General features: G+C 71.9%; 18 protein-coding genes. 5 read left to right on the top strand and 13 right to left on the bottom strand.

Translation table 11 applies throughout. From position 1 onward, the window contains the following. Positions 1-48 precede the first annotated feature (48 nt). The 4 genes from dapA to ABIC29_RS17200 all read right to left on the bottom strand — a co-directional run bounded on the left by dapA (position 49) and on the right by ABIC29_RS17200 (position 3,718). Positions 49-1,023: a 4-hydroxy-tetrahydrodipicolinate synthase gene (dapA, locus tag ABIC29_RS17220; RefSeq protein ID WP_055858911.1), complete on the bottom strand. Its 975-nt coding sequence runs from the start codon at positions 1,021-1,023 to the stop codon at positions 49-51. A gap of 167 nt (positions 1,024-1,190) precedes the next feature. Further along, positions 1,191-2,078, bottom strand: a complete 888-nt coding sequence (locus ABIC29_RS19035; RefSeq protein ID WP_502915500.1) for a type IV toxin-antitoxin system AbiEi family antitoxin domain-containing protein — start codon at positions 2,076-2,078, stop codon at positions 1,191-1,193. Positions 2,079-2,306: 228 nt separating this feature from the next. Then, the gene (locus tag ABIC29_RS17205; RefSeq protein ID WP_116082743.1) at positions 2,307-2,912 is read right to left on the bottom strand and encodes a dihydrofolate reductase; all 606 of its coding nucleotides are present in this window, start codon (positions 2,910-2,912) and stop codon (positions 2,307-2,309) included. After that, positions 2,909-3,718: a thymidylate synthase gene (locus tag ABIC29_RS17200; protein ID WP_116082745.1), complete on the bottom strand. Its 810-nt coding sequence runs from the start codon at positions 3,716-3,718 to the stop codon at positions 2,909-2,911. Before ABIC29_RS17200 ends, ABIC29_RS17205 begins: the two co-directional genes overlap by 4 nt. A gap of 155 nt (positions 3,719-3,873) precedes the next feature. On the opposite strand from ABIC29_RS17200, the gene ABIC29_RS17195 reads away from it, so the two are divergent. From ABIC29_RS17195 to ABIC29_RS17180, 4 genes are all read left to right on the top strand, one after another. Beyond that, on the top strand, positions 3,874-4,341 hold the full coding sequence (locus tag ABIC29_RS17195; protein WP_354247407.1) for a thioredoxin family protein: 468 nt from the start codon (positions 3,874-3,876) through the stop codon (positions 4,339-4,341). Beyond that, positions 4,328-4,834: a DUF4395 domain-containing protein gene (locus tag ABIC29_RS17190; protein WP_354247404.1), complete on the top strand. Its 507-nt coding sequence runs from the start codon at positions 4,328-4,330 to the stop codon at positions 4,832-4,834. Before ABIC29_RS17195 ends, ABIC29_RS17190 begins: the two co-directional genes overlap by 14 nt. Positions 4,835-4,912: 78 nt before the next feature. Next, entirely contained in the window at positions 4,913-5,338 is a 426-nt protein-coding gene (locus tag ABIC29_RS17185; RefSeq protein ID WP_116082753.1) for an OsmC family peroxiredoxin, read from the top strand. Position 5,339: 1 nt separating this feature from the next. Beyond that, the gene (locus ABIC29_RS17180; RefSeq protein ID WP_116082755.1) at positions 5,340-6,242 is read left to right on the top strand and encodes a TIGR01777 family oxidoreductase; all 903 of its coding nucleotides are present in this window, start codon (positions 5,340-5,342) and stop codon (positions 6,240-6,242) included. On the opposite strand, the gene ABIC29_RS17175 is transcribed toward ABIC29_RS17180, so the two are convergent. Then, a complete protein-coding gene (locus ABIC29_RS17175) occupies positions 6,217-6,654 on the bottom strand; it encodes a hypothetical protein (RefSeq protein WP_354247400.1) in 438 nt (145 codons plus the stop codon). The two genes, ABIC29_RS17180 and ABIC29_RS17175, sit on opposite strands and share 26 nt — an antisense overlap. Positions 6,655-6,679: 25 nt before the next feature. Then, positions 6,680-7,474 (bottom strand): 4-hydroxy-tetrahydrodipicolinate reductase, encoded by a 795-nt coding sequence (dapB, locus tag ABIC29_RS17170; RefSeq protein WP_116084673.1) that lies wholly within the window; start codon positions 7,472-7,474, stop codon positions 6,680-6,682. Positions 7,475-7,512: 38 nt separating this feature from the next. On the opposite strand from dapB, the gene ABIC29_RS17165 reads away from it, so the two are divergent. After that, a complete protein-coding gene (locus ABIC29_RS17165; protein ID WP_354247396.1) occupies positions 7,513-8,034 on the top strand; it encodes a GNAT family N-acetyltransferase in 522 nt (173 codons plus the stop codon). A 128-nt stretch (positions 8,035-8,162) separates the two neighbouring features. Here the strand turns inward: ABIC29_RS17165 and ABIC29_RS17160 are convergent, their stop codons facing one another. From ABIC29_RS17160 to ABIC29_RS17130, 7 genes are all read right to left on the bottom strand, one after another. After that, positions 8,163-8,765 (bottom strand): histidine phosphatase family protein, encoded by a 603-nt coding sequence (locus ABIC29_RS17160; protein ID WP_116082762.1) that lies wholly within the window; start codon positions 8,763-8,765, stop codon positions 8,163-8,165. A gap of 24 nt (positions 8,766-8,789) precedes the next feature. Then, complete coding sequence (locus ABIC29_RS17155) at positions 8,790-10,172, bottom strand: M16 family metallopeptidase (protein WP_354247393.1); 1,383 nt, start codon at positions 10,170-10,172, stop codon at positions 8,790-8,792. A 49-nt stretch (positions 10,173-10,221) separates the two neighbouring features. Continuing rightward, complete coding sequence (locus ABIC29_RS17150) at positions 10,222-11,319, bottom strand: aldo/keto reductase (protein ID WP_354247390.1); 1,098 nt, start codon at positions 11,317-11,319, stop codon at positions 10,222-10,224. A gap of 208 nt (positions 11,320-11,527) precedes the next feature. Further along, the gene (locus ABIC29_RS17145; RefSeq protein WP_354247387.1) at positions 11,528-12,340 is read right to left on the bottom strand and encodes an HpcH/HpaI aldolase/citrate lyase family protein; all 813 of its coding nucleotides are present in this window, start codon (positions 12,338-12,340) and stop codon (positions 11,528-11,530) included. Further along, positions 12,337-12,894 (bottom strand): MaoC family dehydratase, encoded by a 558-nt coding sequence (locus tag ABIC29_RS17140; protein WP_354247384.1) that lies wholly within the window; start codon positions 12,892-12,894, stop codon positions 12,337-12,339. The genes ABIC29_RS17145 and ABIC29_RS17140 overlap by 4 nt, the downstream gene beginning before the upstream one ends. Before the next feature lie 9 nt (positions 12,895-12,903). Further along, positions 12,904-14,091, bottom strand: coding sequence for an acyl-CoA dehydrogenase family protein (locus ABIC29_RS17135; protein WP_354247382.1), 1,188 nt, complete (start codon positions 14,089-14,091; stop codon positions 12,904-12,906). Then, positions 14,081-16,147, bottom strand: coding sequence for an acetyl/propionyl/methylcrotonyl-CoA carboxylase subunit alpha (locus tag ABIC29_RS17130; protein WP_354247379.1), 2,067 nt, complete (start codon positions 16,145-16,147; stop codon positions 14,081-14,083). The genes ABIC29_RS17135 and ABIC29_RS17130 overlap by 11 nt, the downstream gene beginning before the upstream one ends. Positions 16,148-16,170: the final 23 nt, after the last annotated feature.

Here is a 16,170-nt window from a genome sequence, read left to right as displayed (position 1 = left end):
TCTCGGGGCGGATGCGGCGCGACGACGTTCGCCGCGACATCCGCGGGTCTAACGGGTGGTGCCTGCGACCTTCGGCAGCGCACCGCCGGCGGCGGCGTTGCGGTCGGGTCGGAAGTTTCGGAAGTCGACGCCCGCGATGCCGCGGACGTGGTCGATCTCGTCCTCGATGAGGGCGGCCTCCCACTCCTCGGGGCCGACGAGGGGCAGGCGCACGCGCGGGCTGCCGATGCGGCCGAGGCCGTGCAGGATGTACTTCGCGGCCACGGTGCCCGGCACGTGCGTCATGACGGCGCGCACGAGCGGCTCGAGCTGCTGGTGCGCTGCGGTCGCGGTGGCCAGGTCGCCGCGGTTCACGGCGTCGACGATGGTGCGGTACGGCGCGGGAGCGATGTTGGCGGTGACGCCGATGAGCCCGGTCGCGCCGATCGAGAGGTGCGGCAGCGCGTTCGCGTCGTCGCCCGAGAAGTACATGAGGTCGGTCTGGTTCAGCACCCGGCTGACCTCGGAGAAGTCGCCCTTGGCGTCTTTCACGGCGAGGATGTTCGGGTGCTTGGCGAGGCGCAGGATCGTCTCGTACTTGATCGGCACACCCGTTCGGCCCGGGATGTCGTAGAGGATCACCGGCAGGTCGGTCGCGTCGGCGACCATGCGGAAGTGCGTGAGGATGCCCGCCTGCGTCGGCTTGTTGTAGTACGGCGTGACGATCATGATGCCGTCGGCGCCGGCCTGCTCGGAGTGCTTGTACAGCTCGATCGCGTGCGCGGTCTCGTTCGAGCCGCCACCCGTGATGATCTTGGCGCGCCCCGCCGCGACGTCTTTGCCGACCTCGACGAGGCGGATCTTCTCGGGGTCGGTGAGCGTGCTCGTCTCACCGGTGGTGCCGGTGACGACGATGCCGTCGGCGCCGCCTTCGATGAGGTGGTCGATGTGCTTCTCGACCCCGGGCCAGTCGACTTCGCCGTCGGCCGTGAACGGGGTGACGAGCGCGACGAGTACCTGTCCGAAGGGGTTTTCCTGAGTCACGCAGTCAAGGCTATCGGGTCGAGCGGATGTCGCGTGGCGACGTCGCTCCCGTTCAACTCGGCGGATATACGATCCGCCGCGCCGTGCGCCGCCCGATCTACGCGGCGAGCCAGATCGTATATCCGCCGTTCTGGACGTGCGCGGGCGGATTACACCCTCCTGTCGGGTCAGGCCATGCGCACGCGCTCGGCCCACGGATCGAGGTGAGTGTCGCGGCCGACCGCTGCGAGGATCGCCTGTTCGACCAGCGCCCAGTCGTGCACTACCAGGGCGTAGTCGAATCGGAGCGTCACGAAGCCATGCGACGAAGCGACGGCATCGCGCACACGGTCGCGATGACGGTCATCAGGGTCGTCATGCCCCGCTCGACCGTCGACTTCCAGGATCAGCCGGTCGCCGAGTACGAAGTCGACGCGTCCGACACCGGGAATCTCGACCTGCGTGCGAAGAGCCAAGCCCAATCGGTGCAGCCGGATGCGGAGCAATGATTCGAGGCCACTCTCGGCGTCGGTGCCGGCGAGGTCGACGAGCCAGCGTGCCGATTCGGTGATCCGGGCTCGCAGCTCCCGCCGTGCCCTCTTGTCGAGCGCACCGAGATGGAGTGCCGACTCGAACGTCGCGAAGAATGCGTCATCGCCGAGACATCCGCGAATCTGGAGCAGGGCGTCGACGAGGGTGACCTCGGTCGTCGCTGGAGTCGGGAATTCGTTCCAGTGCTGCACGCACTCGCAGCGAGCGTGCTCGCGCGCGTGCCCGTTGGGTGGGAGCGAGACGTGCACGGTCGAATCGAGCGGCAGCACCCAGAGTCCGCGGAGTCGTGCCACCGACACGCACGCCAGGACTCCCCCGTGCCCGAGGGCCGTCCTCGTCGAAACCGGCAGGTCGGGGCTCGAATAGAGGCCCGACCGGACCCTGATCACCTCGCCGGTCGCCACGGCGCGTCGCAGTGCTCGGCCATCGAGACCGAGCTGCACGAGATCGCCGCGGCGGACCACGCCGCCGAGCTCGCGAGCCAGTCGGCCGAGCTCACCTGGGGTCCACCGCGGACTTCTCACGACGACAGGCTGGACTGGTCGAACAACGCGAGGCGGGCATCCGCGTCGGGAGCCGGAATCCCCGCGCTCCGGGCTTGCCGGGGAGGACGGGTTCTTTTCGGCGGATATACGATCGGGCTCGCCGTGCCGGCTGCGCGCTCGGCGGCGTGCCGGATCGTATATCCGCCGTGTTGGGCAGGATCGGAGTGCGGTGGCGGGCTGGGCCGCAGGCCTTCGGGCGGCCCCGCGTCAGACGCGGTGGTAGGTGACGAAGCGGTAGCGGATGCCGCTGCTCGACGTGTGCTCGTCGCCGCGGGTTGCGGTGAACCCTGGCCCGACGGGCGGTGCCAGCACGTCGCCCTCGGCCGGCCGGAAGGCGCCGTCGGCGTGCCGGAGCTCGGTGACCTCGAGCCGGTCGGCGAGGGCGAGGGTCGAGCGGAGGAGCTCGGATCCGCCGATGACCCAGACCCGGTCGACGTCGCCGACGAGGGCGAGGGCCGACTCGACGGATGCCGCGGCATCCGCCCCATCGGCAGCCCAGCCGGCCTGGCGGGTCACGACGATGTTGCGGCGACCCGGCAGCGGGCGGAACCGGGGGTTCAGGGAGTCCCACGTCTTGCGGCCCATGACGACGGGTGCGCCGAGCGTGACGGCCTTGAAGTGCGCGAGGTCTTCTGGCACGTGCCACGGCATGCCGCCGTCGCGTCCGATGACGCCGCCCTCGGCCTCGGCCCAGACGAGCCCGACCGCCGGTCGAGCCTCACCGGCCGAGAACGTCGCGCCGGACGGGCGCGCTTCACCGGCCGGGCCGGGCGGGTCGCCCACAAGCGGCCCGCCCGCGGCATCCGTGCTCATACGGCGACGGCGCCGCGGATCGCGGGGTGGTGCTGGTAGCCCTCGACCGCGAAGTCGTCGTACTCGTAGTCGAAGATCGAGGCGGGCGTTCGCGTGAGTCGCAGCGTCGGCGGCGCGAACGGCTCGCGCTCGAGCTGCGTGCGCACCTGCTCGACGTGGTTGTCGTAGATGTGGCAGTCGCCGCCGGTCCAGACGAAGTCGCCGACCTCGAGTCCGGTCTGCGCGGCGACCATGTGCGTGAGCAGCGCGTACGAGGCGATGTTGAAGGGCACGCCGAGGAACAGGTCGGCGCTGCGCTGGTAGAGCTGGCAGCTCAGCTTGCCGTCGGCCACGTAGAACTGGAACACCGCATGGCAGGGGGCGAGGGCCATGTCGGGAATGTCGGCGGGGTTCCAGGCGGAGACGATGAGGCGCCGCGAGTCGGGGTTGCGGCGGATCTGGTCGACGACCTCGGAGATCTGGTCGATCGTCTCGCCGTTCGCCGTCGGCCACGAGCGCCACTGCACGCCGTAGACCGGGCCGAGCTCGCCGTCGGCGTCGGCCCATTCGTCCCAGATCGTGACGCCGTGCTCGCGCAGCCAGCCGACGTTCGACTCGCCGCGGAGGAACCAGAGCAGCTCGTACGCGATCGACTTGAAGTGCACGCGCTTGGTCGTGACGAGCGGGAACCCCTCGGCGAGGTCGAACCGCAACTGGCGACCGAACACGCTCGTGGTGCCTGTGCCGGTGCGGTCGGTCTTGCGCGTGCCGTGCTCGAGCACGTCGCGCAGGAGGTCTTCGTACGGGGTGCTGATCGTCTCGGACATCGCATCGATGCTATCCCGGCTCGCCGACATCGAGGCCGATTTCGCACCCGAAAGCCGGGTGGATGCCGCGTGGCGGCGGCGGGCGCACGGCGGCACGGCGCGTCATCCGTCGTCACACTCGACACGCCGTCTCGGGGCGCTCGTATCTTTGGCGCATGGACTGGCAGGCGGCGCTCATCGTCGGCCTCGGCCTGCCCGCGCTCGCGACGGCCGTCGGTCTGATCTGGCGGGCGCGCACCGGCCGGGTGCGACCCACGACGACGACAACGACGGATGTCGCGGCCACGCGGAGCGCGTCGGCCGCCGCGCTCGGGCTCGCCGACACCGACCTCGGCACCGCTGCAACGCTCGTGCAGTTCTCGACCGATTACTGCAGCCGGTGCCCGTCGACCGCGCGCCAGCTCACCGCGGTCGCCGACGGGTACGAGGGCGTCCGGCACGTCGAGATCGACCTCACGCACCGCGCCGATCTCGCCGATCGGTTCCACGTGCGGCAGACGCCGACGACGCTGGTCCTCCGCGCCGACGGCACCACGACCGCTCGCATCGGCGGAGTCCCCCGCCTGGCGGCGGTCCGCACCCACCTCGAGACCATCACCCGGAGTCCCCATGTCGCATCCTGAATCCGCCGAAGCCGCGACCGGCGCCGGCGCCGGAACCAGCGCCGGCGCACCCGCCGGCATCGACCCCCGCGCACCGCGGTTCGCTGCGGCGATCACCACCGTGCTCCTGCTCGTCGTCGTCGTGCTCTCGGTCGCGGGCGCGTCCGTCGCCGCGTGGGCGCTGCTCGCGGTGCTCTCCGCGATCTTCCTCTGGGGCGCGGTCGCGGGCGTCAAGCGGCATCCGTTCGGCGCGATCTACCGCGCCTGGGTGCGCCCTCGCCTCGCACCGCCGACGGAGCTCGAGGACCCGCGCCCGCCGACGTTCGCCCAGCTCGTGGGGTTCATCGTGACGATCGCGGGCGTCGTGCTCGGGCTCCTCGGGTTCGAGTACGCCGTCGCGATCGCGGCCGGCGTCGCCTTCATCGCGGCGTTCCTGAACGCGGTCTTCGACTACTGCCTCGGATGCCAGATCTACCTGCTGCTCGTTCGTGCGCGTCTCGTGCAGCGCGCCTGACATCTCGGCCGCAGAGGGCCTGCCGCTCGGCACCGCCTGCGGGCTAGGCTGAGGGTTCCGGCGCGACGAGGAGGACCCATGGCCGTCACGAGTGAATCGACCACCGTCTGGACCGGCACCCTCACCGAAGGCTCGGGCACGACGAAGCTCGATTCCTCGGGGGTCGCCGAGTTCCCCGTGAACTGGCGGGCCCGCTCGGCGGGCGAGGCCGGCACCACGAACCCGGAGGAGCTCCTCGGAGCGGCCCACTCCGCCTGTTTCTCGATGGCCCTCGCTCACGCCCTCACGGGCGCAGGCCACGCGCCGGAGTCGATCCAGACGACCGCGGCCGTGACGTTCGAGGCCGGTCGCGGCGTGCTCGGAAGCCACCTGCTCGTGAGCGCCAGGGTTCCCGGTCTCACCGAGGCGGAGTTCGAGGCCTTCGCCGCGGACGCGAAGGCGAACTGCCCGATCTCGCAGGCCCTGGCGGGCATCCCGATCACGATCGAAGCCGAACTCGCCTGACGTGCGCGTGCTCATCGCCGGCGCGTCCGGCTTCATCGGCACGACGCTCGTCGAACGCCTCGTCGCCGACGGGCACGAGGTGCTGCGCCTCGTTCGCAGGCGCACCGCCTCGCTCGACGAGGTGACCTGGTCGCCCGCGGCGGGCATCATCGACTTCACGGTCATGGATCGCGTCGACGCCGTGATCAACCTCTCGGGCGCCTCGCTGTCGCACCTGCCGTGGACGAAGTCGTACCGCGGCGAGATCCTCGAGTCCCGCGTGAGCGCCACCCGGACCCTCGCCGACGCCATGCGCAAGGCGCGCACTCCTCCGTCGGTGTTCCTCAGCGGATCGGCCGTCGGCTACTACGGCAATCGCCCGGGCGAGCTGCTCGGCGAGACGGCTCCGGCCGGCAGCGGATTCCTCGCCGACATCGTCGAGCGCTGGGAGAAGGCCGCCGCGCTCGCGCCCCACGAGACGCGCACCGTGAACCTGCGCACCGGGCTCGTGATCGGTCGCGGCGGGGCGATGAAGCCGGTCGGCCTGCTCACGAAGCTCGGCATCTCGGCACGGCTCGGCACCGGCGGCCAGCACTGGCCGTGGGTCGCCCTCGACGACGAGGTGTCGGCGATCGTGCACCTGCTCCACTCCCCGCTCTCGGGGCCCGTCAACATCGTCGGCCCGACGCCCGCGACAGCCGATCGCGTGATGAGCGCGATGGCGCAGCAGATGCATCGGCCGTACTCCCTCGCGGTTCCCGAGCGCGTACTCGAGGCCGCGCTGGGTCAGGCCGCCGACGACCTGCTGCTCGCGAGCGCGAAGGTCGTGCCGCACCGACTCCTCGACGATGGCTTCACGTTCGAGCACGAGACCGTGGAGTCCGCGATCGGCGCGATGCTCAGCTCGCCCGCGAGAGCTCGATAGCCCGGCGCACGGCCCGGCGCGCACGCCGTCGGTCGCCCGCGGCGTCGTAGGCCATGCCGAGCCGCATCCACGCGCGCCACGAGTCGGGCTCGGCCTCGGCATCGGCGCGGAACCGTGCGAACTCCTCGTCGGCCGAAGCCCGGTCGGCACGGCCGCTCGGGGTGGTCTGGATGCCGAGGTCGGTGGCGCCCTCGGCTTCGAGGCGCTTCACGAGCTGCTGCGACCGGATGCCGAACGAGAGCTCGCGCCAGATCGCCCACGCGGCGATGAGCGGGAGCACGATGAGGGCGATGCCGATGCCGATCGCGACGGGTTCGCCGGTGGCCGCGAACTGCACGGCCCGCCACCCGACGAGGGCGACGTAGATCGCGAGCAGCACGGCCATCGAGATGGCGCCGACCTTCGCGCTCATGCGGCACGCCCCGCGATCGGGGTGCTCACTCGGCGACCGCGCCGGTGGCGGCTGCGGCCGGGTCGGCTGGGGCGGTCGAACCCGGCAGGTCGAGCCCGAGGAGCCCGCCGAGTCCGACGGTCACGCCGGTCGCCTCGGGCGCGTGGCGCAGCGCGAGCAGGATGCCGGCCTCGTACGAGCTCGACGAGAGCGTCGAGTGCGCGATCGTGAGGGTCTCGCCATCGCCGCCGAGCACGACCCGCTGCTCGGCGAGCAGCCCGGACATGCGCAGGCTGTGCACCGGGACGCCGGAGACGAGCTGGCCGCGGGCACGCTGGTCGGCGTGCGGCGCACCCACCGGACCGACGGCGGCGCGCGCCTCGCCGATGAGCTCGGCCGTGCGCACGGCCGTGCCCGAGGGCGAGTCGACCTTGCCCGCGTGGTGCGCCTCGACGATCTCGATGGAGTCGAACCAGGGCGCAGCGAGCGCCGCGAACGCGGTGCCGAGCGTGCTGCCGATGGAGAAGTTGGGGATGAACAGCACCGCGCCGGCCTCGTCGTGCCCGCGCACGAAGCGCTCGATCTCGGCGATGCGGTCGGCCGACCAGCCCGAGGTGCCGACGACGATCGGGATGCCGGCGCCGGTCGCGAACTCGACGATGCCTGCGCTGGCCGCGGGATGCGTGACGTCGAGCACGACGTCGGCGCCGAGCATCTCGTCGAGCTCGGACTTCGACGACAGCGCCGCGTGCAGCTCGAGGTCGCCTGCCGCCTCGACGAGTGCGAGCGCCAGTTGTCCCATCTTGCCCGTGGCCCCGGCCACGGCGACCCGTATCGTCACGTGCTTCACCCTACCAAGCGCCGATTAGGCTGGGCCGCATGCAGTTCCGAGCGGTGCCGGTCAGCGGCCAAGAGGCCAACGGCATGCTCACGATGTACTTCGCCGAGCGTGCGGCCGGGTTCCCGGCCGAACAGGGGGAATATCGTCCGACCTTCCCCGTCGACGCGGCCTTCACTCCGCCCGACGGCGTGTTCCTCATCGTCGACGACGGGCCCGGCGCGGCCGACGACGGCAGCCGAGCTGACGGCTCAGGCGCGACGGGCATCGGCTGCGGCGGCATCCGTCGCATCGAACCCGACCCCGCGACCGGGCTCGTGCGCTTCGAGGTCAAGCACCTCTGGTTGACGGATGCCGCGCGCGGCCGTGGCACCGGACGTGCACTGCTCGTCGAGCTCGAGCGCCGTGCCCGCGAGTTCGGCGCCGACGCGCTCGTGCTCGACACGAACGCGAGCCTCGCCGCGGCGGGCGGCCTCTACCGCTCGAGCGGATTCGTCGAGATCGCGCCGTACAACGACAACCCCAACGCGACGACCTGGTACGCCAAACGGCTCACGGGCTGATGCGGTCGGCCGCCGACCCCGGCTGCTGACGCGAGCCTGCTGACGTCGGCCTGCTGACGTCGGCCTGCTGACGCGAGCCGGCCGAGCCGGCCGACCCCGTGGCATCCGGCATCCGGCTCGCCCGCCGGTCAGACCGCGAAGGGCTCGGGCAGGCCGGTGCGCAGCTCGAACGGCAAGTGGGCGAGGTCGTTGTGCACGACGAGGTTCCAGGGCCGGCCCGACTTCTGGGTGAGCACCGTGAGGCCGCAGTTCGCCTGGTTGATCGAGAGCCAGCGCCAGTCGGGGGCGCTGAGCACCTCGCGCACGAACCAGCCGATGACGAAGTTGTGGGTGATGAGCAGGTCGTGGCGATCGTCGCGGTGCGAGCGGAGGAACTCGGCGGCCGCGTCCTCCATCTGGGCGGTGCCGGCCTCGATCTCGGCCTCGGTGACGGATCCGAAGAACGCGTCGTAGGCCTTCGGCGTCGCGGGCGCAGGCCCCGAGGGGATGCAGTCGAAGAGGAGGGCCGACGGCTCGGGCGAGAGCGAGGGCATCTTCGCGGCGATGATCTGCGCCGTCTCGGTCGCGCGCTGCAGCGGCGAGTGCCAGGCGTTGTCGAACGGGATGCCGCCGAGCCGCTCGCCCAGCAGTTCGGCCTGCCGTCGACCGCGCGGCGACAGGGGGCCGTCCTGCAGGCCGTGTTCGGCGTCGAGCTGTTCGCCGTGGCGGACGAGGTAGAGGTGGTGGGGCACGATGGGCGTCCTGTGCTGTTCGGCCTAGGCGGCGTCGGATGTCGGTGGGAGGTCGATCGCGTCGGTGAAGTCGGCCTCGTCGCTGGCGCCGACGGCGACGAGCGAGTACGGCCGCGATGCGAGGTCGGCCGCGAGCGCACGCACGTCTTCGGCCGTGACCCTGGCGATGCGGCGGAGCGCCTCGTCGAGGTCGACGAACTCGCCGAGGGTGAGCTCCGCGCGGCCCAGGCGCGACATCCGCGTGTCGGAGTCCTCGAGGGCGAGGGCGGATGCCCCGGCGAGCTGGCCCGTGGCACGGCGCAGTTCTTCGGCCGTGATGCCGTCGCGTGCGAGCCGATCGAGTTCGACCCGCATGAGCTCGGCGACGGTCGGCGCCTTCGACGGCGCGCAGCCGGCGTACATGCCGAACAGGCCCGCATCGGAGTACGACGGCGCGAAGGAGTAGACCGCGTAGGCGAGGCCGCGCCGCTCGCGGACCTCTTGGAAGAGGCGCGAGGACATGCCGGAGCCGAAGACCGTGTTGAGCACGCTCATCGTGGAGCGTCGCTCGTCGGTCGCGACGAGGCCGCGGGCGCCGAGCATGAGGTTGACCTGCTCGATCGGCCGCTGCACGACCGTGAGCTCACGCGGTGGCGCGAGCTCGACCGCGGAGCGCGAGCGGCGCTCGACCGGCGCCGCCTCGATGCCGAGGTCCCAGCCGCCGACGGTCAGCGCGCGCTGCAGCGCGGCGACGAGCTCATCGTGATCGACGGCGCCTGCCGCGGTGACGACGAGGTCGTTCGGCCGGTAGTTCGCCGCGTAGTGCTCGAACACGGCCTCGCGCGTGGCCTGGTTGATCGTGTCGGGGCTTCCGCCGATGGGTCGCCCGAGGGGGTGCTCGCCGAGCACGGCCTCGAAGAAGCGCTCGTTCGCGACGTCGCCCGGATCGTCGCCGGCCATCGACAGCTCTTCGAGGATGACACCGCGCTCGTTGTCGAACTCGACGGGGTCGAGCAGCGACGACGTGAACATGTCGGAGAGCACCTCGACCGCCATCGGCAGGTCCCTGTCCTGCACCTTGGCGTAGTAGCAGGTGTACTCCTTGGCGGTCATGGCGTTGTGCTCGCCGCCGACCGCATCGAAGGAGATCGCGATGTCGAGGGCCGTGCGCGTCGGCGTGCCCTTGAACAGCAGGTGCTCGAGGAAATGCGTCGATCCGAAGGTCGCCGGATGCGCCCCGTCGGCCGCGCTCTCGTCGCGCGACCCGACGGCGACCCAGAAGCCGATGGTCGCGCTGCGGCTGCCCGGAACCTGCTCGGTGAGCACGCGCACGCCCGACGGGAGGATCGTTCGACGGACGAGGGCATCACCGGCAGCGGTGAAGGAGAGTTCGGCTGTGCCGAGAGGAAGGTCGACGGCGCCGTTCATCCCCCCAAGCCTAGGCCACGCACCCTCGCCGTGGGTGGTGCCGCGCTCGTCAGTGCGAGGCGCGGTCGAGTTCGACGAGCTCCGAGCGGTGCAGGTCGACGGATGCCGCGGCGATGAGGGCGTCGACCTGGTCGGCGTTCGTCGCGCTCACGACCGGTGCAACGACGGTCGGCCGCGCGAGCAGCCAGGCAAGGGCGACCGTGGCGGGCGCCACGCTGTGGGACAGGGCGATCTCGTCGAGCGCGGCGAGCACGCGGAGACCGCGTCGTCCGAGGTGCACGCCGGCGCGGGCGCCGCGCGCGTCGTGCCGGACGTCGCTCCGGCGGCGGATGCCCCCGGCCAGGAATCCGTTCGCGAGGGCGAAGTAGGGCATGACTGCGAGCCCCTGCGCGTGCGCGACGAGTTCGGTCGCCCCCTCGAACCCGCTGCGCTCCATGAGGCTGTACCGCGTCGTGAGCGTCTGGAAGCGGGGCAGGCCGTTGGCGGCGAGCACGCGGGCCTCGATGAGGCGTTCGGGGCCGAAGTCGCTCGCGCCGACCGCACGCACCTTGCCGGCGTCGACGAGCGCCCCCACGGCGCCGAGGGACTCCTCGAGGGGAACCTCCGGGTCTTCGCCGTGCAGGTACAGCACGTCGATGCGGTCGGTGCCGAGCCGCTGGAGGCTCGCGTCGACGGCCGCGCGGATCGTGTCGGGCGCGAGTCCGGGCAGGTCTGGGTTTCGGCCGACCTTGGTCATGAGGTGCATGCGGTCGCGGCAGCCGCGCGAGGCCATCCACGCGCCGATGATCGACTCGCTGCGCCCCGCGGCGTAGCTGTCGGCCGTGTCGATGAGGTCGCCGCCGGTTCCGGCGAAGCGGTCGAGGATCGCGTACGCGTCTTCGGACCCGAGGGTCCAGCCGAACGTACTGCCGCCGATCGCCAGGCGGTGCACGCTCATGTCGGTGTCGCCGAGGCGTGCGCGGAGCGGCACGAGGATCGGACCCGAGAAGGTGTTGCTGGAGACGACCTCGGCGCGGTGCGCCGCCGTGCGCGGCTCGTCGAGGATCGTCGACCCCGATGCATCCGTGCCTTGGAATGCGTCTCGTTCTGCGAGTGCGACCGCCGCATGATGCGGATCGCGCCCCCCTGCCAAGTGCCTTCTCGCCACCTTCTCCTCCTCCCCAGGATTGAAACGACCTTATGATGCCCCCGACGGCTTGTGGATGCCGCCGCGGGAATTTCCGATGAACTGTTACCCAATCGTTTCGAGTCGGCCCCCGAACGGAGGCCGAATCGTGCTGATCACGGGTGATTCTCGGAAGTGGTTCGGAGCCGACCGCGCATCGGATCGGATCCGGACCGAAACGGACCGAACGCTAGCCCGCGCGTCGCAGCACGGCCTCCGCCTGGCGCAGCACCGGCCCGTCGACCATGCGACCGCGGAACGCGAAGACGCCGGGCTCGCCGGTCGCCGCCGCGAGCACCTCCCGTGCCCATTCGAGCTGCTCCGCGCTCGGCCGGTAGGCCGCACGCACGGTGTCGACCTGGGACGGGTGGATGCAGGCCGTCGCCGCGAACCCGAGCGCCGCGGCATCCCGAGCCTCGTCGCCGAGCCCCTCGAGGTCGGCGATGTCCAGGTGCACGGTGTCGATCGCGGCGACGTCGTGCGCGGCCGCCGCGAGCTGCACGTGCGCGCGGGCGTGGGCGGCGACGCCCCGGTACCGCGCGTCGTCGTGCCGGCTCGAGTACCCGCCGAGCGAGGCGACGAGGTCCTCGGCCCCCCACATGAGCGCGGAGACGTTCGGCAGCGCCGCGACGGACTCGGCCGCGAGCACGCCGCGCGCCGTCTCGCAGAGCGCGATGACCTCGAAGGGCTCGAGCGAGACGAGGTCGGCCGTTCCCTCGCACTTGGCGAGCATCACCGTGCGGTACGGGGACGCCGCGAGCATGGCGACGTCGGCGGCGAACGCCTCGGTCGTGGCCGGGTTGACGCGCACGATCACGCGCTCGGGATCGAGGGCGGAGGCCGCGACCGCCCGCCGCGCGTCGGCCTTCGCGTCGGCGGCGACCGCGTCCTCGAGATCCAGGATCACCGCGTCGGCCCGTTCGAGCGCCTTCGCGAAGCGGTCTGGTCGATCGGCCGGGCAGAACAGCAGCGCCGGGCCGAAGCGGAACGGCGGCCGCGTCATCCGCTCGCCCGATCGTCGGACCGCCGTTCGCCGCCCCCATGCGCCGACCGCCGCTCGCCGGCCTCGCGGGTGTGGACCAGCATCGTGCGCGAGGCGGTCGCGACCACGACGCCGTGCTGGTTGCGTGCGGTGTGCGCGAGCACGACGACCCCCTCGCCCGGGCGCGACGACGACAGCCGCTTCGACTCGACGAGCGACTCGCCGTACAGCGTGTCGCCGACGAACACCGGGTTCGGGAACGCAACCTCGCCGAAGCCGAGGTTCGCGACGAGCGTGCCGAGCGTCAGCTGCCCGACCGACTGGCCGACCAGGGTCGAGAGCGTGAACAGCGAGTTGACGAGGATGCGCCCGAACGGCTGCGCGGCGGCGAACTCCGCATCGAGGTGCAGCGGCTGCGGGTTCATCGTCAGCGTCGTGAAGAGGACGTTGTCGGCCTCGGTCACGGTGCGTCCGGGTCGGTGCAGGTAGCGCACGCCCGCCTCGAACTCCTCGAACCAGAGGCCGCGCTGCACGACCTCGCGCACCGGCACTGCGTCGCTCGCGGCATCCGTCATCGTCTGCTCCTAGGCGGTCGGCACGAGCTGCTCGGCGCCGATGCCGAGCTCGCGGGTGATGATCATGAGCTGCACCTCGGTGGTGCCCTCGCCGATCTCGAGGATCTTCGAGTCACGGTAGTGGCGGGCCACGGCGTTCTCGTTCATGAAGCCGTAGCCGCCGAAGATCTGCGTGGCGTCGCGCGCGTTGTCCATGGCCGCCTCCCCGCACACCATCTTGGCGATGGATGCCTCGAGCGTGAAGGGCTTGCCCGCATCGAGCTTGCGCGCCGCGTCGTGCCAGGCGAGCCTGGCCTGGTGCACGCGGGCCTGCATGCGCGCGATCTTGAACGCGATGTGCTGGTTCGAGCCGATGCTCGTGCCGAACACGCGACGCTCGTTCGCGTAGCGCAGCGCCTCTTCGAGGCAGCCCTGCGCGGCGCCCGTGGCGAGCGCGGCGAACGCGACCCGCCCCTCGTTGAGTGTTCGCAGGAAGTTCGCGTAGCCGCGTCCGCGCTCGCCGAGCAGGTTCGACGCGGGCACGCGCACGTCGCGGAGCGTCAGCGGGTGCGTGTCGGAGGTGTGCCAGCCGACCTTGTCGTAGCTCGCCTCGACGGTGAAGCCCGGGGTGTCGTTCGGCACGATGATCGTCGAGAGCTCGGGCTTGATCTCGCCGCGGGCCCCGATGCGCTGCCCGGTCACGGCCGTGATCGTCACGAATCGCGTGATCGGCGTGCCCGAGTTGGTGATGAACTGCTTCGAGCCGTTGATGACCCACTGGTCGCCGGCGAGGTCGGCCGTGGTCGCCGTGGCGCCCGCGTCGCTGCCCGCGCCGGCCTCGGTGAGCCCGAATCCGGCGAGCGCCCGCCCCGAGACGAGGTCTGGCAGGTACTCCGCCTGCTGCGCCGGCGTGCCGTGCCGGTAGATCGGCATCACGCCGAGTCCGACGCCGGCCTCGAGGGTCACGCCGATCGACTGGTCGACGCGGCCGAGCGCCTCGACGGCGAGGCAGAGCTGGAAGTAGGTCTTTCCCTGGCCGCCGACCTCCTTCGGGAAGGGCAGGCCGAACAGGCCCATGTCGCCCATCTGCGCGATGATCTCCATCGGCAGGCGGCGCTTCGTGTCGTACTCGTAGGCGGCGGGCGCGACGACGCGGTCGGCGAAGTCGGCGACGTCGTCGGAGAGGCGCTGCTCCTCGTCGGTGAGGTCATACTGCATGCGTTGGCTCCTGTTCGTGTTCCCCCTGGTTCGCAGGGGGCGCGGATTCGGGTGCGGATGCTGCGTCGATGGTGTCGTTCGCAGGCTCGATGCGCGCGACGGATTGGTCGCGCGAGACCAGGTCGCCGACGGATGCCGCGAGGCGCACGGTTCCGGCGGTCGTGGCGGTGATGCGGTGCTCCATCTTCATCGCCTCGATCGCGATGATCGGGGCGCCCGCCTCGACGGCGTCGCCGTCGGTGACGAACACCGCGGTGACGGTGCCGGGCATGGGGGCTCGGAGCTCCGGGTTCGCGACGACCCCGCCGCGCTCGGCGAGCGCTCGATGGGCTTCCGCCGCGGCACGGCGGTCGACGTGCACGAAGGCGGTCGTGCCGTGGCGGTCGTGCACCCAGATCTCGCCGTCGTCGGCGATGCGCACGGTCGTCGTGTCGGTCGTCGTGTCGGTCGTGGGGGCGGCGGCCGATCGCGCTGCGGTCGCCGTCACCACGGCGGACGGCTCGTCGCGCGGGGCGAGCAGCACGCTCGGCCGGCGGTGGACGCCGAGGCGCCAACCCGCGGTGTCCACGTGCGTCCACGCCTGCGGGCTGCCCGAGACACGGGCGCGGCCTTCGCCTGCGGTGCGCGCGAGCAGGGCGGATGCCGCGGCGGCGAGCTGTTCGGGTCGCGGCGTCCCGGCGGCGGCGGGCGGCATCCGATCGATGAGGTTCGTGTCGAGCGCGCCGGCGCGCACGTCGGGCTCGGCGAGCAGGCGCCGGACGAACGCGATGTTCGTGTCGACGCCGAGCACGACGGTCTCGGCGAGCGCCGCTTCGAGTCGGTCGAGCGCCTCGGCACGGTCGCCGCCGTACGCGATGACCTTCGCGAGCATCGGGTCGTAGTCGGCCGTGACGTGCTGGCCGGTGCGGATGCCCGCGTCGACGCGCACACCCTCGCCGGTCGGCGCCCGCCAGGCGAGCACCTCGCCGGTCGAGGGGAGGAAGCCGCGTTCGGGCGACTCGGCGTAGATGCGCGCCTCGATGGCGTGCCCCGTGAGCCGCACGTCGCGCTGCGCGAGGCCCAGCGGCTCCCCGGCCGCGATGCGCAGCTGCTGCTCGACGAGGTCGACGCCGGTGACGAGTTCGGTCACGGGGTGCTCGACCTGCAGCCGGGTGTTCATCTCGATGAAGAAGAACTCGTCGGGCGCGACATCCGACACGAGGAACTCGACCGTGCCCGCGCCGAGGTAGGCGACGCTGCGGGCCGCGTCGCAGGCCGCCCGGCCGATGCGCTCGCGGGTCGCCTCGTCGAGGAGCGGCGACGGCGCCTCCTCGACGACCTTCTGGTGGCGACGCTGCAGCGAGCACTCGCGCTCGCCGAGGTGGATGACGGCGCCCGCGGCGTCGGCGAGCACCTGCACCTCGATGTGCCTCGGGCGTTCGATGAGGCGTTCGAGCAGCAGCGTGTCGTCGCCGAACGAGGTACGGGCGACGCGACGCGCGGCCGGGATCGCCTCGGCGAGCTCGGCGGCGTCGCGGGCGATCTGCATGCCCTTGCCGCCGCCGCCCGCCGAGGGCTTCACGAGGAGCGGGAACCCGACCTGCTCCCCCGCGGCGAGCAGCGCCTCGTCGTCGAGGTCGGGGTCGGACACCCCCGGCACGACGGGAACGCCGGATGCCGCGACGTGCCGCTTCGCGCGGATCTTGTCGCCCATCACGGCGAGGGCCTCGTCGCCGGGGCCGATGAAGACGATGCCGGCGTCGCGGCAGGCGGCGGCGAACCCCGCGTGCTCGGAGAGGAACCCGTAGCCGGGGTGCACGGCCTGCGCACCGGTCTCGAGCGCCGCGGCGACGAGTCTGGCGGGGTCGAGGTAACTCTGCGCGGCCGGCGCCGGGCCGATGCGCACGGCCTCGTCGGCGAGGCGCACATGCGGCGCGTCGGCATCGGCATCCGAGAAGACGGCGATCGAGCGGATGCCGAGGCGGCGGAGGGTGCGCATGACGCGCACCGCGATCTCGCCGCGGTTCGCGACGAGCACGCGCTCGAACGGACGGCTGCCGGCGTCGATCGTGCCCATGTGCGTGTCTTCTGCCTCTCTGC

This window comes from Agromyces sp. PvR057 (assembly GCF_040547485.1).
Taxonomy (GTDB): Bacteria; Actinomycetota; Actinomycetes; order Actinomycetales; family Microbacteriaceae; genus Agromyces.
The sequence above is the reverse complement of the archived record's forward strand: the minus strand, read 5'-3'. Positions and strand labels throughout refer to the sequence as shown.

Excerpts from the sequence above, each read along its gene's own strand:
- ABIC29_RS17140 (WP_354247384.1), bottom strand. The coding sequence starts at position 12,894 with ATGACGGATGCCGCGAGCGACGCAGTGCCGGTGCGCGAGGTCGTGCAG.
- ABIC29_RS17175 (WP_354247400.1), bottom strand. The coding sequence starts at position 6,654 with ATGAGCGCGAAGGTCGGCGCCATCTCGATGGCCGTGCTGCTCGCGATC.
- ABIC29_RS17155 (WP_354247393.1), bottom strand. The coding sequence starts at position 10,172 with ATGAACGGCGCCGTCGACCTTCCTCTCGGCACAGCCGAACTCTCCTTC.
- ABIC29_RS17135 (WP_354247382.1), bottom strand. The coding sequence starts at position 14,091 with ATGCAGTATGACCTCACCGACGAGGAGCAGCGCCTCTCCGACGACGTC.
- ABIC29_RS17205 (WP_116082743.1), bottom strand. The coding sequence starts at position 2,912 with ATGAGCACGGATGCCGCGGGCGGGCCGCTTGTGGGCGACCCGCCCGGC.
- ABIC29_RS17130 (WP_354247379.1), bottom strand. The coding sequence starts at position 16,147 with ATGGGCACGATCGACGCCGGCAGCCGTCCGTTCGAGCGCGTGCTCGTC.
- ABIC29_RS17185 (WP_116082753.1), top strand. The coding sequence starts at position 4,913 with ATGGCCGTCACGAGTGAATCGACCACCGTCTGGACCGGCACCCTCACC.
- ABIC29_RS17200 (WP_116082745.1), bottom strand. The coding sequence starts at position 3,718 with ATGTCCGAGACGATCAGCACCCCGTACGAAGACCTCCTGCGCGACGTG.
- ABIC29_RS17195 (WP_354247407.1), top strand. The coding sequence starts at position 3,874 with ATGGACTGGCAGGCGGCGCTCATCGTCGGCCTCGGCCTGCCCGCGCTC.
- ABIC29_RS17165 (WP_354247396.1), top strand. The coding sequence starts at position 7,513 with ATGCAGTTCCGAGCGGTGCCGGTCAGCGGCCAAGAGGCCAACGGCATG.
- ABIC29_RS17145 (WP_354247387.1), bottom strand. The coding sequence starts at position 12,340 with ATGACGCGGCCGCCGTTCCGCTTCGGCCCGGCGCTGCTGTTCTGCCCG.
- ABIC29_RS17190 (WP_354247404.1), top strand. The coding sequence starts at position 4,328 with ATGTCGCATCCTGAATCCGCCGAAGCCGCGACCGGCGCCGGCGCCGGA.